Here is a 14590-nt window from a genome sequence, read left to right as displayed (position 1 = left end):
GTCACTGGTCCTTTGTCGTGAGGTTGACGTCGCCGCCATCGGTCGCGGCGACAGAGGATCGGGAGGTCGGGATGCGCAGGACGCCGATCAGGCCCCCGGTGATCGTGCCAAGGCCGAAGGTCTCCATTTTTCCAATGACGGCGTCGCTGGCGATGCCGGCGAGCACCGCGACGGTGAAGACGATCACCAGCGCGCCGAGCGTCGACAGATAGGCTATCAGCTGCTCACGTGGCGTCATTTCACCCCCTCGAGGTCGTGATCCTTGCTTGCCCAGATGCGCTCTCTGATGGCTCGCGGCAGGATAATGCAGCCTTGGCTCGCGGACTGGTTGCCCAGGCGGTTATCGCCGTGGATCCGGAAAGCGGTGCGGCCCAGCGGGTCAGTGCCCGGCGCGGGCTCCAGCACGATCGAGAACGGCCCGGTATTCGGGCTGTCCCGGACCTCCGTCAGGCGCCACCGGCCGCGCGGTATCGGGCCGATGCTCGACCTGTCCTGCAGCGCTGGATTGTTCACGCCGCGGCTGCGGCCCGAATAGCCATTCGACACGAACGTGCCATCCTTCCAGAGTTCGCCAGCGGACTGGTCCCATCTCCACATCACATTTTCCCTTTCAGCAGAGCCCACAGCGCGACGCCCGCCGTCGCCAGCCATCCGATCACCGGCGACTTGAGCAGCCAGCCGCCGAAGCCCATGGCGCCATCGCGCCGGTTCTTGTCCGCCTCGAGCTTCGCAACCCGCTCTTCGAGATCCTTGATCTTTGCGGGCAGGCCGGCGGCCCCGCCGCGCCATTCGGTTAGGCTGTCGATCTTTGCGGCCATGTTGCTGACGTTGTGAATGAGCTCCCGTAGCTGACCCTTCATCTCGCCCAGCATCATACCTGTGGTATCAATTGGGACCGTCATCGTGCGCCTCCTCGTTGCAAGGGAGCGGGGCGGGTATACGCTCAGAGCATGCTCCGGACCCTACGGCACGCTCTCTCGGCGCCTTTCCAAGCTTGGGCGAAAGCTGTGCGCGAGATGAAAGAGGACCAGGCGCGGAATAACGCGGCAGGCCGGTGTCTCGACTGTGGAAAGCGCCCGCCAGCCACGAATGGGCAAGCCTGTATTGAGTACTACGGGGCGAACGCGGCGCCATAATCACAGGCCGAGCCCGATTAGCGCGCTGTTGAGGGCGGCTTCGAAAGGGATCCAGCCCGCGGCGTTCAAATGGACACTGTCGCGCAGGTGTAGGTCCGGCGTGGTGCTTATCCAGCCAGAGGTGTCGATATAGAAGATGTTGGTGTCGCCGGCGGCCACTCGCGCGGCCACCGCTGCTTGAATGCGGGCGTTGTAGGCGACGCGGTCCGCATCCGAATAGGGTGTGGCATCGAACCGCGCTCGGTAGTGGTTATGGATGCCGAGGCAGACGATCGGTGCCGTCGCGTTCCCCGCGCGCTGGTTTGCCGTCATAGCCGTATAGTCGGCTTGCAGCGTCGCGAGTGGGGTCGAGAAATAATAATCGTTCACACCGAGCATGTTGACGATGATGTTGGCGGCCTGCGACAGGCCCGAGGTCACCAAGGCTGTGTTATCCCGGCCCCAGGTCGAAACTTTCTGCCCGCCCACGCCGCGTCGGATATTGGCCCAACCCCGGCGCTTGGCGAGCAGGAAGGACGCATGGGTGCGCGCATCTTCACCGGCCAGCATTTCGGTGTTGCTGTCGCCGTACCAGACATAGCGACTCTTGTTCGCGTGCGCTGCTGCGGTGAGCGTGTCGACTAGGATAGCGAAGCAATAGAAAAACCGGCCGGAATCGATGGGCCTGATTTCATATTCATGCGTGCCGGAAAGGCCAGTCGCCAAGGTGACACGTTCCATGGACGACAGATTCGGAAGGGTGATTACGCCCAGCGAGACACCGTCGCGCAGCAACTCGACGCGGCTCGCGCCCGTTACGCAATAGAGCCAGGCACTGACGCTCGTGGTCGTGGCACCGAACCGATGCCCCTCTCCACATGATGTGCTGAAGTAGCTGGTGCCGGCTGACGGAGTATAGTTGCCGGTGAAATTGTCCGGAGCGCCATCCTTCGAGATATAGGAGGCGTAGGCGGCGTCGTGGACACGATAGTAATTGGCAATATCCGCGGGCCGCGCGAGATTAGGGGCCGTCCCGCTCACCCGCATAGCTATATCGCTGTCAATCGCGATCCCCTTGATCCGGACACGATGCGGCCCATCCGGAAGCCCATTGAACAAGGGAACATAGGACCATCCCGCCGGCGCCGTAAAGGTGGACGCTACTCCATCGACCGTAATGGTATAGGTGCCCGCGAACAGCAGCGCATCGGCCCCTGTGCCGGCCATAATCGTCTCAACGTAGCTGTTGCTGATGCCGGACGATTGCACGAAAAGCACGACATTGTGGCCGCCCGAGAGCGTCGGCCCCGTGAAGTCCCCGAGTTTAGCGATAGCAGTGTCGGCGAAAGTAAAGAACGCCGTCGTCGCGAGCGGGATATATTCAATATAGCTTCCCGCCTTGACGATCGTCGCCGTCGCGTCTGAGATGTTCTGTGCCCATTTGAAGGTGAAGAATCCCGCAGTCGGACCGTTGTGGATCGTCGCGCTGAACTCAATGGAACCGGAACCCGAGGCACCGTCGATGCTGATATCGGCAGCGCTGTAGACTGTGTCGACCGAGATGCCGCTATAGGCACTCGCGCCAGGCGCCAGGGCATTGCGGTTCACCTGCACGCTGGTGGGAGCCGGAGGCCCAATGTGCCGCCACTTCATGTCACCGGCGTTGGACGCGGAATAGTTGATGTGCCCACGCAGGATCATCAACGAATTCGCGCCAAGTGGCACGGCAAGATCGGGGTCCGAAATCAAAACGGTCGAGGATACGACCGCCGTATCGAGCGGCTTTGCGGCCCGCCGGGGTTGGAAGGCAAGAAGGCTTTCGATCGCATCTCGATCATCGGCGACCTGCGCGCCAGCCTGCTCAGACCGTATCGCCGCCGACTCCGAACGGGCCACATCGCTGGCGACTGTGACCGCATCGTTGGGCGCCCAAACGAAGCCCCCCGGACCATATCCGAGGACGCGAGTTTCGCTTTGAGGGAGAGCAGGAAGATCCGCCGCCTCCGTCCCACGGGGAAATCTCAGCGCTCGACTTGCCGCATCTTTGAGCACTAAATCGCGAATTGCCGCGCGCCGATTGATTGTGTTCACCGTCGAAAGGTTATAGGCGCCCTGATCGGCAAACTCGCTGGCCTGGAGGAAGTCCGGCTCGGAAACGAGGAGGATCGCCGCCCCACTGGCCGGGGCCGTGGTGAAGGTCACCGTGCCGGAAACGTCCCCGAAGGCGACCGAGAAGTCAGCGCCATAGGCCTTGCGGATCCCATCGACATAGACGCCGACGTCCGTCGCGGCGACGACCGAGAAGTTGAAGGTGAAATCGGTTTTCGAGCCGGTCCCCAACTGGGGGGCGCTCGAAACATTCGGACTGATTGCGGCCACGCGACATCTCCTGTGATGAAGGAGGCATAAGGGGTGCGGGGAAAGGTTTGAATCGATCTGCGGATTGTCCGAAGCTCGGCAACCGCTACGGTCATAAGCGAGGCTAAGATGCTAGAACCCCGCTTTTGCATTGCTCATCGCTCTGATATCGTCGGCGGATGAACAAGCCTGCAGATTATAATTGGACCGGGGCGCCAGTTCACACCGCCACCTATCTTCACGAAATCGTTCTGAGTGAGGCTCGGCAGGCTCACGCCAGAACTATCCTTGATGTCGGGTGCGGGAATGGGCAGCTCGTCGCGCGGCTCCTAGAAGAAGGCTTTGACGCCATGGGCGTCGACGGCGACGAGGGTGGCGTCAGCGTTGCGCGCGGAATGTTCCCGTCGATACGGTTCGACGTCTCCCTTTTCAGCGATACGCCGCCGGGGACGTTTGACATGGTCTGTTCGACTGAGGTTGTCGAGCATCTCTACGCCCCGCACGAACTGGCCCGATATTGCTTTGATTCCCTTAATCCGGGCGGAAAGCTTGTCATTAGCACACCGTATCATGGTTATTTGAAGAACCTGGTGCTGTCGCTGGCCGGAAAATGGGACAGCCATTTTACCGCGCATTGGCACGGCGGGCATATTAAGTTCTGGAGTCGGAAAACGCTAAGCAAGCTTCTCGCCGATGCTGGATTCGAAGTGGTGCGGTTTCGAGGGACCGGTCGCTTTCCTTTCCTGTGGAAAAGCATGGTCCTTGTCGCCCACCGGCCGCTCGCGCACGGATAGTCGCTGGGCTGGAATTTTCGCATCCGTCACGCCGGCGATGCCGACCCGGTTCCGCTCTGTGGGGACCGTCGGCATCTCAGCGTGCCGATCGTGTATTGCGGGAAGTGGCGGCCATGCGCTCCTCCTGAGTTCAGGAGGGGCTTAGGGCGGTGAGGGCATAGGTTGAATCGACCGGCGCCAGCCGGAGATAGATCCAGAATTCGACCTATTATTGCGTTTGTCTGTGCGTCCTCCAAAGCTGTGACATAGTAGAAGGCCGAGTCGGGAGCGAAACGTTCGGGGCGGGAACGGTTCCTTAGGTCTATGTCGTCCAGACATGGGCGGTGGCACGAAGATGGGGAGCGGCCGGATGCGACAAACGACTTTGTCCGTGGCGCTGGAGGTCAAGCCGGAGAGCCATGACAAGCTCTCCGCCCTGATCGACCGGCTGCACGACAGCGGCAGCACGACGGGCACGGCCGGCGACTATGCCGGCTTCATGGCCGGCGTGCCCTCGGTCCATTTCCTCTCGATGAGCGTGTTCCCCGGCGAGGATTATGATCCGCTGTTCGTGCTCGAGGCCAATTTCGACGGCAGGCCGAGCGTGTTCTGGGGCCAGCTCGAGGCAGCGATCGGGGCCGATCTGCGCGCCATGCTGCGCTGCTGCAAGCGTCCGCTCGATCCGTGCGGGCCGCTCTACGACGCGGTGACCGCGCCCGACTCCCGCGCGCCGGTCGCCCCCTATTTCCAGGCGCGCTCGCTCGAACCAAGCGTCTATCATCACGGCAATCGCGGCATGACCCGCGACCGGATTCTGACCGAGCGCGACCTGTTCCGCGCGACCCGGACTGAGATCGCGACCGCCAATGGCGCGGGTCCCAGCCCCTATCGCGGCGAGGTGACCCCGGTCGAGATCCACCGCCATCTCCGCTCGGCGTTGCTGCCGGCCTTTCCCTGGCTCGCCGAACGCGCGCCGGCCCGCGTTCCGTTCCTCACGCGTTGCGGCGATTATCTGAAGGTGGCTGGCTTCGCCCTGCTCGTCTTCCTGGCGCTCGCGCTGCCGGGGCTGATCCTCGCGCCGATGATGCCGGACAACCGCTTCTACCTGCTGCTGGCCTTCGGCATCCTCTATTGCGGCATCCGCCTCTACATGATCCGCGAGCCGCTTCCCGGCACTGACACGGCCGGCAAGTTCAACCTGATCAGCGCGCTGTTCAAGCCGCAGACCCTTATCCTGATCCTGGTCGGCGGCTTGCTCTACGCCGTGCTCGCCCCGCTGATCACTATCACCATCTCGCTGATGACCGGCCTGCCGCTGGCGGAAGCAAAGGATCATGCGCCGCGCATCACGCTGTTCGGTGTGCTCAGCGTGCCTTTCTCCGTGCTGCTGATCCTGTGCTGGCTGCGCTGGCTCGAACGGCGCGATTCCTCGCAGGATGCGCCGCCGATCGACGAGGAGATGGTGCGCCAGATGGCGCAGCGCGAGGACTGGATTCCGCAGAACCATATGGGCTCGGTCGTGCTGATCAAGCCGGGCGTGCTGCGCACGCTCATCGTGCGCGCCGGCCATCACGGGCTCGGCCTGGTGCTGCGCGCCATGCCGAACAGCGGCATTCGCGGTTATCTCGGCAGCATGCGCACGGTGCATTTCGCGCACTGGGCGTTCGTCAACAATGGCAGCCGGCTGATGTTCTTCAGCAATTTCGACCAGAGCTGGGAAAGCTATCTCGATGATTTCATCGAGAAGGCGCATGTCGGCCTGACCCTTGCCTGGGGCTGCGGTGTGGGCTTTCCGGCGACCCGTTTCCTCATCCAGGACGGCGCCAGCCACGGCCGCAAGTTCAAGGCCTGGGCGCGGCATTCCATGGCGGTCAGCCGCTTCTGGTACAGCGCCTATAGCGACCTGACCGTCGACCAGGTCGAACGCAACAACCGTATCGCCAACGGCCTGCGCAAGCCGTCGCTCAGCACGAAGGAGGCGTCCGCGTGGATCAACGACCTGTGAGCGGGACGCCGCCGAAAAAGCCGCCGAGCTGGCAGTTGAAGGCGCCGCACTGCACCCTGACTCAGGGCCTGGTGGTCAGCGGCTTCGCTTCCTTGCCGACCGGGCGGGCGCTATTTCTCGAATTCACCTGGAAGGGAAAGGGCAGCGGCGCCTGGCTCAAGACGGTGGAGCAACTCGCCCCCGTCACGGACGCCGATGGGCGCGACGCGCGGGCGACCGCCATCGCCTTCGCCTATGCCGGCCTGGAAAAGATGAACCTGCCGAAGTCGGCGCTCGAATCCTTCGCGGCGCCATTCCGCGAGGGCATGTTTCAGGAGGACCGGCTCCGTCGTCTCGGCGATCGGCGCAAGGGCGAGTGGCTCGGCACCGTCATCGAAGGTGGGCCGAAATGGAGCTCGAACGCCAGGCAGCGCGGCGCCCTCACCACGGTCGAGGAGACCCAGTCGAGCGCCAAGACCTCGACCGGGCACCGCGAGGAACAGATCGTCACGCCGATCACCGTGCACGCTTTGCTGCTGCTCTACGACAAGGACGAGGACAGCGCCGAGGCCTGGGCCGAACAGGTCGAGGCGGCATTGAAGCCGCACGACATTCAGGTGGTCCACCGCCTGCCGCTTGATCTTCGCCCCGACGACAAGGGCGTCGCGCGCGAACATTTCGGTTTCGCCGACGGCATTTCGCAGCCTGTCCCCTTCGATGATGACGCGGTCGTGCTCAACACCGGGGCGCCCGCGGTGCGCGATTACTGGAACGGGGTCCCGCTCGGCGAGATCCTGTTCGGCCACACCAACGGCCACCACGAAAAGGCGCCCGGGCCGGTCGTGCCCGATGATGATAAGGGCCAGGCCGCGGGCCTGCCGCCGCACCCGCTGGCGGAGGGGTTCCTCGATTTCGGTCTCGACGGCAGCTACATGGTCGTGCGCGAGCTGAAGCAGGATGTCGTCGCCTTCTGGCAATCGATGCGCGACAATGCCGCGCACATCCGCGCGCGCGATCCGCAGGGCTCGGCGCATGTCACCACCACCTGGCTTGCCGAGCGCGTGGTCGGCCGCAACACCAAGGGCGATCTTCTCTGTCCTGCCGGCTATCTGCAGCCCGACGCCTATGACATGCCGGACAATGATTTCGGCTTTTTCGACCGCGACCTGCACGGTGTGGGCTGCCCGGCCGGATCGCATGTGCGCCGCTCCAACCCGCGCGACGGTCTCGCGCCGACGCCGGCCGACAAGCAGACCCTGCTCGATGCGGCGAACAACCACCGCATTCTGCGCCGCGGCCGCAAATATGGCGCGACGATCAGCGTGCCGCCCAAGGAGGACGGGGTCGATCGCGGGCTGCTCTTCATCTGCCTCAACACCGACATCGCCCGTCAGTTCGAGTTCGTGCAGCAGACCTGGCTGCTCAACCCGAACTTCGCGACGCTGTTCGATGAGACCGATCCGCTGGTCGGCCCCAAGGGCAAGATGACGATCCGCGAAAAGCCGCTGCGCCGGATCGTCGATGTCGACACCTTCATCCGCATGGCGGGCGGGGATTATTTCTTCCTGCCGAGCATGCCGGCCCTCCAGTATCTGGCGCTACTATGAGCACTCTGTCCTCGACCCAAGTATTGCGGCCGGGGCCGAAGGGCCTCAAGCGCTGGCTCATGACGAAGGCGATGGCGGCGATGCCGTTCTTTTTCAGGCTGCTGCGCTGGCTGAAACCCATCCCGCATTTCGGCAAGACCTATGTCGCGACGCGCTATGACGATGTGCGCGAGGTGTTCGCGACCGATCCGGCCTTTGGCGTGATCTACAAGGACAAGCTCGACGTCATCATGGGCGGCGAGCCCTTCTTCCTCGGCATGGCGAACACGCCGCAATATCAGGCGGACACCGCCGCGATGCGCAAGGTGGTGCGTCCGGGCGATCTTGCCCGCCTGGCGGCCGACGTCGAGGTGCGGGCGGAGGCGATCGTGGCCGGCGCGGGAGGCCGGGTCGAGGTGGTCGATACACTGGTCCGGCGCGTGACCTTCGATTTCATCGCCGCCTATCTTGGCGTGCCCGAGCCTCCCGGCGGCGACCTGCGCGTCTGGGGTACGCGCCTGTTCGAATATCAGTTCGTGGCGAGCGACGAGCCGCTGGTCGAAGAGGTCAAGGTGATCGCCCCCGCGCTCCGCGCGCATATCCAGGGCCAGATCGAGCAACGCCGGGGGAAACCCGGTGCCGACGACGTGCTGGGCCGCTGCCTGAAGCTGCAGGAAGCGGGCGAGCCCGGCTATAGCGACGCGCAGATCCGCACCGCGCTGATGGGCTTCATCGTCGGTGGGCCGCCCCAGCCGCCGATGGTCGTGCCGCAAGCGATGGAGCAGTTGCTGCGCCGCCCCGATGCATTGAAAGGCGCCCAGGCGGCGGCGCGCGCTGGCGACGATGTGCTGCTGGCCGGCTATGTGCGCGAAGCGATGCGCTTCGATCCACTCGCCCCCGGCCTGCCGCGGGTCGCGCTCGAGGACTGGACGATCGCCAGCGGCACGAAACACCAGACCCGCGTTCCGGCGGGATCGACGGTGATCGCCGCGTTCGCCTCGGGCATGCGCGACGGCCGCCGCGTGCCCGATCCGGAGCGCTTCGATCCGCGCCGGTTGCCTCACGAATATATCCATTTCGGCTATGGGCTGCATCAGTGCTTCGGCATCCACATCAATAACGCGACGCTTCATCTGATGCTGAAGCCGCTGCTGAAACGCCAGAATCTGCGCCGGGCGCCGGGCGCGGCGGGCAAGCTGCGCAAAAGCGGCGCTTTCGCTGAATCGCTGACGGTGGAGTTCGACTGAAGCTGCGTGATTATGCGGGCCGGGCTCGCTAACAACGCGCATGGCTTCCCTCGAAACGATCGTCGCCGATATCGCGGCCGAGATGGCGGATGCGCCCGACCGCGGTACCGTGGCCGATTATATTCCGGGCCTTGCCGGAATCGATCCGAAGAAGTTCGGGATCGCGGTGATCGAAGCGGACGGCACCAGCCACAAGGCGGGCGATGCCGACGAACCCTTCTCGATTCAGAGCATCTCCAAGGTGTTCAGCCTCACCCTCGCGCTCGGCGCGATCGGCGATCGGCTATGGGAAAGGGTTGGGCGCGAGCCGTCGGGCAGCGCGTTCAATTCGATCGTCCAGCTCGAAACCGAATCCGGCATCCCGCGCAACCCGTTCATCAATGCCGGCGCGATCGTCGTCGCCGACATGATCCTGGGCGCGCACGAGCCGATCGAGGCGATCGGCGAGATATTGCGCTTCGTGCGGTCGCTGGCGGACGATGACAGCATCTTCATCGACGAACGCATTGCACGGGCGGAACAGGACACTGGATTCCGCAATTTCGCGCTGGCCAACTACATGCGCGCCTTCGGCAATATCCGCCAGCCCGTCGAACGGACGCTGGGCGTCTATTTCCACCAATGCGCGCTGGCGATGAGCTGCCATCAGCTCGCCCGCGCTGGCGGCTATCTGATGGCGGGCGGCGTCAACCCTGCCACCGGCCATTCGATCGTCTCCGCGCAACGCGCGCGGCGCATCAACGCGCTGATGATGACCTGCGGCCATTATGACGGCTCGGGCGAGTTCGCCTATCGCGTCGGCCTGCCGGGCAAGTCGGGCGTCGGTGGCGGCATCCTGGCGATCGCGCCGGGCAAGGCGTCGATCGCCGTCTGGTCGCCGGGCCTCAACCCGCGCGGTACCTCGCAATTGGGCGCACTGGCGCTGGAGCGGCTCGTGCAGCGGACCGGGTGGTCGGTGTTCGAGCCTGCCGATGCAAGGCAAGCTGAGAGCCGTGCTTAGTCAGGTCATTTCAAGCGGGGATGTGACCAGGTCTTGCGTTGGTTTGACTCGCTTCTTGCCGAACGGATTCTTCATCCCCGCAACCTGCGAAGCCCCGCCCAGCGCCGTCGACAACCCATCGAAAATCCCCTTCATCACCGCGCCGCTCGCCTGCGCCCGGTTCGCCGACGCCTGGGACTGGTAGTTGAACGCGTTGATGTCGAAGCCGCGCGTGCGTTCGTTGCCGCCCTTGTAGATCTGGCCGATATCCTCGGCGCCGATCATCGCGGTGTCCTTCTGGATGGTCACGGGTGATCCGAAATTGAGGTCGACGCCATTGGCGGCCATCGCCGCGGTCTGCGCGCCCTTCATCTGCGCGATCTCGCGATAGCGGCGCTGCGCCTCGATATTGGTGTTATCGATCGAATCGCGCGCCTGCTCATTGGCGAGGCGCGCATTCTGATCGGCGATCTGCGCCTGATAGCGATATTGCTGCGCCTGGCCGATGCCGGCGGTCACGGCGCCGATGGACGAGATGGCGGTCGAGGCGATCAGCAGGGCTGTGGTGGGTTCGCACATCAGCGGCGCTCCTGGGAAAATTGGATAAAGCGGGTGCCGGCGATCATGATCGGCTCCTTTCCGATGGTGAAGCCGATCCGTTTCAGGAAGCGGACGGCGCGGTGATTGTCCTCCGCTACTAGATTCTCCAGCACGGGAGTTGAATCGAACATCGCCGACAGGATGCGCGGCCCCCAGCGCAGCATCGTTCGCGGGTGCCGGTAGACCGCGTCGCTGCCGAGCATCCAGGGCGAACCTTCGCCGCACAGCGCATTGGTCACCACCAGCCCGACCATTGCCTCGGGTCGCCCGTCGACCATCGCGGTCAGGCACAGCGAGGACGACAGCAGCCCCGCCCGCAACGCCTGGCGCGGCGTATGTCCCATCGCCGCGCACTCGGTCACATCGGCCGCGCGCATCCGTGACGCGATCGGGCCGACATGGACGGGCGTGGCACCGACCAGCGCGATCCGCTTATTCGGAGACAGAGGGGTCGAGATAGATTGCGCTCACGGTCATCGGCAGCGGATCGTCGGATCGCACCACCATGCGCGCGCCGCCATTGATGTCGGCGCGCAGATAGGTCTCGTACAGGCCGGTCATCAGCGCGGGCGGCTGGCCGGGCAGCTCGTTGATGCGCGATCGCAGCGGCTCCAGTGCCGCGTCGGTCGGCCCTGCCTTCACGCCGCGGCTGTCGATCAGCCGGATGACTGCCTTGGCCTGAATCTGCGGCTTGGCGATCGTCCAGCCGGCCTGGCCCTGAAAGGCGAGCGGCAGCGTCTCGATCGTCGCCGTATAGGGCAGCCCGACCGTCACCTTGACCGCCGGTTGATCGAGCTCAACCACGCCGTTCGAGACGACCAGGCCCGTGACGACGCCGCCATCGGCGAGCGCGGAGACCGTCTTCCCTTCGAGATGGCCGAGATTGCGGAGCATCGTCTGCGGTTCGTCGAACTGATAGGTCACCGCGCTGTCGAGGAAGCAGCTATTCTCGACCGCATCCCAGCGCGTGGCCGCCATCCGTTCGATCAACAGCTTTTCACCGCGGCGGACGGTCAGGTACAGCCGGTCCTCGGACCCTTCCGATATGACACACACGCTCTCGACGGTCCCGTCCGTCTCGCACAGGGTCCAGCCCCAAACCTGCTGTTCCTGCTCCCAGGTGAAGCAGAGCAGCTTGCCGTCGTTGCGCACTGCCCAGATCACCGATCGCGGTTCCTGCGCATAGGCCCAGGCCTTGATGTCGAACCCACGGAACAGGTGCGGCGAGAAGATCGTGATGTCGTTCGAATCGATGCTGTCGGTCTGAAAGGTGTAGCCGAGGGTCCGGATCCCGTTGCCGACCCCGGTCTGATAAAAACACACGCTGTCGATCACCAGGGGCGAGAGCCTCGAGGATCCGCGCCCGTTCTGGCGCCGACTGACGAAATCGGTCGCGGTGATATACCCATTCTGTCCGCCCTCGATCTTGAAGATGGAATCGGAGGTGAGCGCGAGCAGGTTGTTCATCGAGACGAGCTGGTTCACCGCGTTGACCCGGCCGGCGACCAGGGCAAAGGAAAGGGCATCGCTGGCCTTCAGGGGACGCGAGATATCCATGTTCTCGAAGCTCCCGGAGCGCGAACCCCAGATCGCGTTCGGGTGATTGTTCGTGCGACCCCAAAGCAGGCGCTGTTCGAAGAAGGTCACCGTCGAGGGGTAGTCGCCGGCGCCGGGGAAGGGATTTTCGCCCACGGGTGGTCCGTCCGAATAGTCCGGCCCGATATTGTCGTCGACGAAGCTGGTCGTCGTCGTCATGCCGATATAGCCGAACTCAGCGGTGTTATCGGCCTTGTAGACCCGGTAGCGTGTGGCCCCGGTTACCGCCGACCACGCCAGCGCGTTGCTGTTGCGCTTCAATGTCAGGTCGTTGGTCGCGGTGTCCGGAGTCGACGCCCGACTTTCCTGCCCGGAGACGTCATCAACTGCGGTCACGACATAGGTCGCCGGCTGGGGGAAATAGGCATTGCCGGCATTGGCGGCATCGACATTTGGCGACGATGCGGTCGCCGTCAGCCCGGTCGGCGCGCCGATCGTCGGCGCGAAGGCGACCGATGAGAAGGTCCAGTCGGTATGGCCTGCCCTCACCAGCTTGGTCGGCGCGTGATTGATATGGGCGAGATACATCGTGTCGGCCGATTGTTCGAAATCGACTTCAGCGAGCTCCGCGCCATTATAGGGCGAGCCGACGCGACAGAGACGGGCGACGCTCATGCCGGCCCGCTATCTTCTGGCGGATTGGCATCCTTGTTGTGCGACAGGACACCCGCCGAGACATAAGTGTGCGCGTCGGCGATATTGATCTTGGCGACCCACGCCTCCCCATCAGGCTCGCCGATCGAGTCCATCCGCACCCAGGCGCCGTTGATCCAGAAACGATGTTCCGCCGTGGCGCGCGGGAAGCCCGCGGCCTTCAACACTGGCTGCCACGAAAGTTCGATCGTCCGGACGGGATAATTACCCCAATCGCCAGCGCCGTCGCGATGCCGGGTATGGACCAGCTCCCCGACCTTGAGCAGCCGCGCCGCCTTCTCCTCGCCGCCAGCCATCCGAACCGGCGTGTCGTCGACAATGCACCAGCCGCCGCCCGGCGCACCGCCATATCCGCCACCCCCGGTATCCGGCGGCGGTGGTGGCGGCGGTGGCGGCGGAACTGGGGGTGGAGGAGGCGGGGGTGGCGGTGGTCCGGCCCGGACGATGCCGCCGGTGTCGGCGCTGAAGGGGGTGAAACCGGTGGAGTCGATGTCCACGGTGAAATGGCTGCTGTCGCCGACCGTTGTAACGCGACCCGTCATGCCGTTGAGTTCGGTCGTGCCGGCGATGCCGGAGAAATAGACCCGATCGCCGACCGCATATTCATGGAAGGCCGCCCCGATCTCCGTTGTCGCGCCCAGCGTGATGCTCTCGATCGTCAGCTTTTCTTCCAGCACCACGCCACCGAGCGCCGCCGGCCGCATATAGCCCTGGCCCATTTCCAGCGCGTAGGTCTGGGTGAGCGAGAACTGGAACGGGACCAGTCGCACCGGGGCCGTGGCGTCGTTCACCTCTGCGACGAAGCGAGTGCCCGGCCGCTTGGTCACACCGCCATATTTGAGGATCACGACGTTGCGTGCACGACGCAGCCCCGTTGCATAGGCGGCGACATCGACGCGGGAGATCAGGTCCTCGGCGAGTTCCCCCTTGGAGAAATTCGGCTGTCCGGTGCGCAGCGGCATCACAGGTCTCCGATCGAGCAGTCGGCGCCGGCGCCGCGCACCGCGGCCACATCATCGGGGGTGCGCGCATCGCGATTGGGCTGGCGGTTGATGTCGTCGGCAATGGCGCGCTGCGCCGCTACCTCGGCCTGCTGGAGCAGCTGCCCCTTTGTCTCGCGGCTGTCGCGCAGCGGCACGGCGAGCCGGGCGGCGAGCGCATAGGCAAGCGCGTCGGCGAACAGGCCGGGCATCGCCGCCTCGGCCACGTTCCGCGTGGTATATTCCAGGATCGCCCCCCGCATCTGGCTGAACAGCACGCCGTCCTCGATGACGAAGGGGTGGGCCAGTACAGGCACCGCGGGAAGGCTCACTGACCCTGCCGGCCAGCCACCCACCGGTGGCACGAGCCGCAGCGCGGTCGCCATGTCCGCGGGCAGGGCATAGGCATGTGCCCATTCGCTCGCCCGCGGATTGACGCCGAGTTCGGCGAGTGTCGTGATCCTGGTGGCGAAGCTCCAGTCGAAGCGTTCGAGCAGCAGCTTGAGGCAATGCGTATAATAACGCCGGCACTCCGCCGCCTCGGTGGTGGGCTCGTCGATATCGGCGATGGGCGGTGCGCGAAGCTCGCCAAGGGCGAGGTTGCAGATGGTGATGCTGATGGCCATGCGCCGTGTTTAGGCCGGCCGGAACGGAGTTTGAATCAAGCGCCGGAGGAGCCTTTTTCGCCTGCAGCATGCCGCGCAGCAAAACGTCGCTC

The 14590-nt window shown here is 64.5% G+C and carries 14 protein-coding genes; 5 read left to right on the top strand and 9 right to left on the bottom strand.

Features of this window, described 5'->3' with window-relative positions:
• Nucleotide 1: 1 nt before the first annotated feature.
• The 4 genes from AC1DX5_RS09450 to AC1DX5_RS09435 all read right to left on the bottom strand — a co-directional run bounded on the left by AC1DX5_RS09450 (nucleotide 2) and on the right by AC1DX5_RS09435 (nucleotide 3494).
• Complete coding sequence (locus AC1DX5_RS09450; protein ID WP_465170642.1) at nucleotides 2–238, bottom strand: hypothetical protein; 237 nt, start codon at nucleotides 236–238, stop codon at nucleotides 2–4.
• Nucleotides 235–597 carry a tlde1 domain-containing protein gene (locus AC1DX5_RS09445; RefSeq protein ID WP_478015056.1) on the bottom strand — a complete coding sequence of 121 codons (363 nt, stop codon included), beginning with the start codon at nucleotides 595–597 and terminating at the stop codon, nucleotides 235–237. The genes AC1DX5_RS09450 and AC1DX5_RS09445 overlap by 4 nt, the downstream gene beginning before the upstream one ends.
• Nucleotides 597–902: a hypothetical protein gene (locus tag AC1DX5_RS09440; protein WP_465170640.1), complete on the bottom strand. Its 306-nt coding sequence runs from the start codon at nucleotides 900–902 to the stop codon at nucleotides 597–599. The genes AC1DX5_RS09445 and AC1DX5_RS09440 overlap by 1 nt, the downstream gene beginning before the upstream one ends.
• Before the next feature lie 234 nt (nucleotides 903–1136).
• On the bottom strand, nucleotides 1137–3494 hold the full coding sequence (locus AC1DX5_RS09435; RefSeq protein ID WP_478015054.1) for a GDSL-type esterase/lipase family protein: 2358 nt from the start codon (nucleotides 3492–3494) through the stop codon (nucleotides 1137–1139).
• A gap of 158 nt (nucleotides 3495–3652) precedes the next feature.
• Between AC1DX5_RS09435 and AC1DX5_RS09430 the strand changes: the two genes are divergently transcribed.
• The 5 genes from AC1DX5_RS09430 (at nucleotide 3653) to AC1DX5_RS09410 (ending at nucleotide 10063) form a co-directional block, all read left to right on the top strand.
• The gene (locus tag AC1DX5_RS09430; protein WP_465170638.1) at nucleotides 3653–4267 is read left to right on the top strand and encodes a class I SAM-dependent methyltransferase; all 615 of its coding nucleotides are present in this window, start codon (nucleotides 3653–3655) and stop codon (nucleotides 4265–4267) included.
• A 349-nt stretch (nucleotides 4268–4616) separates the two neighbouring features.
• Entirely contained in the window at nucleotides 4617–6251 is a 1635-nt protein-coding gene (locus AC1DX5_RS09425) for a hypothetical protein (RefSeq protein WP_478015052.1), read from the top strand.
• Nucleotides 6233–7837: a Dyp-type peroxidase gene (locus AC1DX5_RS09420; protein ID WP_478015051.1), complete on the top strand. Its 1605-nt coding sequence runs from the start codon at nucleotides 6233–6235 to the stop codon at nucleotides 7835–7837. The genes AC1DX5_RS09425 and AC1DX5_RS09420 overlap by 19 nt, the downstream gene beginning before the upstream one ends.
• 59 nt (nucleotides 7838–7896) lie before the next feature.
• Nucleotides 7897–9063: a cytochrome P450 gene (locus tag AC1DX5_RS09415; protein ID WP_478015049.1), complete on the top strand. Its 1167-nt coding sequence runs from the start codon at nucleotides 7897–7899 to the stop codon at nucleotides 9061–9063.
• Between the two features lie 40 nt (nucleotides 9064–9103).
• Complete coding sequence (locus tag AC1DX5_RS09410; RefSeq protein ID WP_478015047.1) at nucleotides 9104–10063, top strand: glutaminase; 960 nt, start codon at nucleotides 9104–9106, stop codon at nucleotides 10061–10063.
• On the opposite strand, the gene AC1DX5_RS09405 is transcribed toward AC1DX5_RS09410, so the two are convergent.
• From AC1DX5_RS09405 to AC1DX5_RS09385, 5 genes are read right to left on the bottom strand one after another with little or no spacing between them, the layout of a single operon-like run.
• Nucleotides 10064–10621 carry a virion core protein, T7 gp14 family gene (locus tag AC1DX5_RS09405; protein ID WP_478015045.1) on the bottom strand — a complete coding sequence of 186 codons (558 nt, stop codon included), beginning with the start codon at nucleotides 10619–10621 and terminating at the stop codon, nucleotides 10064–10066.
• Nucleotides 10621–11019, bottom strand: a complete 399-nt coding sequence (locus tag AC1DX5_RS09400) for a hypothetical protein (RefSeq protein WP_465170632.1) — start codon at nucleotides 11017–11019, stop codon at nucleotides 10621–10623. The genes AC1DX5_RS09405 and AC1DX5_RS09400 overlap by 1 nt, the downstream gene beginning before the upstream one ends.
• A 55-nt stretch (nucleotides 11020–11074) precedes the next feature.
• Nucleotides 11075–12853 (bottom strand): phage tail protein, encoded by a 1779-nt coding sequence (locus AC1DX5_RS09395; protein ID WP_478015043.1) that lies wholly within the window; start codon nucleotides 12851–12853, stop codon nucleotides 11075–11077.
• Complete coding sequence (locus tag AC1DX5_RS09390) at nucleotides 12850–13854, bottom strand: hypothetical protein (RefSeq protein ID WP_478015041.1); 1005 nt, start codon at nucleotides 13852–13854, stop codon at nucleotides 12850–12852. The genes AC1DX5_RS09395 and AC1DX5_RS09390 overlap by 4 nt, the downstream gene beginning before the upstream one ends.
• Nucleotides 13854–14498, bottom strand: coding sequence for a phage connector family protein (locus AC1DX5_RS09385; RefSeq protein ID WP_478015039.1), 645 nt, complete (start codon nucleotides 14496–14498; stop codon nucleotides 13854–13856). The genes AC1DX5_RS09390 and AC1DX5_RS09385 overlap by 1 nt, the downstream gene beginning before the upstream one ends.
• Between the last annotated feature and the right edge of the window lie 92 nt (nucleotides 14499–14590).

The organism is Sphingomonas sp. P2_B6, assembly GCF_056404755.1.
This window is presented reverse-complemented; position numbering and strand designations above follow the sequence as displayed.

Excerpts from the sequence above, each read along its gene's own strand:
- AC1DX5_RS09450 (WP_465170642.1), bottom strand. The coding sequence starts at position 238 with ATGACGCCACGTGAGCAGCTGATAGCCTATCTGTCGACGCTCGGCGCG.
- AC1DX5_RS09445 (WP_478015056.1), bottom strand. The coding sequence starts at position 597 with ATGTGGAGATGGGACCAGTCCGCTGGCGAACTCTGGAAGGATGGCACG.
- AC1DX5_RS09440 (WP_465170640.1), bottom strand. The coding sequence starts at position 902 with ATGACGGTCCCAATTGATACCACAGGTATGATGCTGGGCGAGATGAAG.
- AC1DX5_RS09430 (WP_465170638.1), top strand. The coding sequence starts at position 3,653 with ATGAACAAGCCTGCAGATTATAATTGGACCGGGGCGCCAGTTCACACC.
- AC1DX5_RS09425 (WP_478015052.1), top strand. The coding sequence starts at position 4,617 with ATGCGACAAACGACTTTGTCCGTGGCGCTGGAGGTCAAGCCGGAGAGC.
- AC1DX5_RS09415 (WP_478015049.1), top strand. The coding sequence starts at position 7,897 with ATGACGAAGGCGATGGCGGCGATGCCGTTCTTTTTCAGGCTGCTGCGC.
- AC1DX5_RS09410 (WP_478015047.1), top strand. The coding sequence starts at position 9,104 with ATGGCTTCCCTCGAAACGATCGTCGCCGATATCGCGGCCGAGATGGCG.
- AC1DX5_RS09405 (WP_478015045.1), bottom strand. The coding sequence starts at position 10,621 with ATGTGCGAACCCACCACAGCCCTGCTGATCGCCTCGACCGCCATCTCG.
- AC1DX5_RS09400 (WP_465170632.1), bottom strand. The coding sequence starts at position 11,019 with ATGCGCGCGGCCGATGTGACCGAGTGCGCGGCGATGGGACATACGCCG.
- AC1DX5_RS09395 (WP_478015043.1), bottom strand. The coding sequence starts at position 12,853 with ATGAGCGTCGCCCGTCTCTGTCGCGTCGGCTCGCCCTATAATGGCGCG.
- AC1DX5_RS09390 (WP_478015041.1), bottom strand. The coding sequence starts at position 13,854 with ATGCCGCTGCGCACCGGACAGCCGAATTTCTCCAAGGGGGAACTCGCC.
- AC1DX5_RS09385 (WP_478015039.1), bottom strand. The coding sequence starts at position 14,498 with ATGGCCATCAGCATCACCATCTGCAACCTCGCCCTTGGCGAGCTTCGC.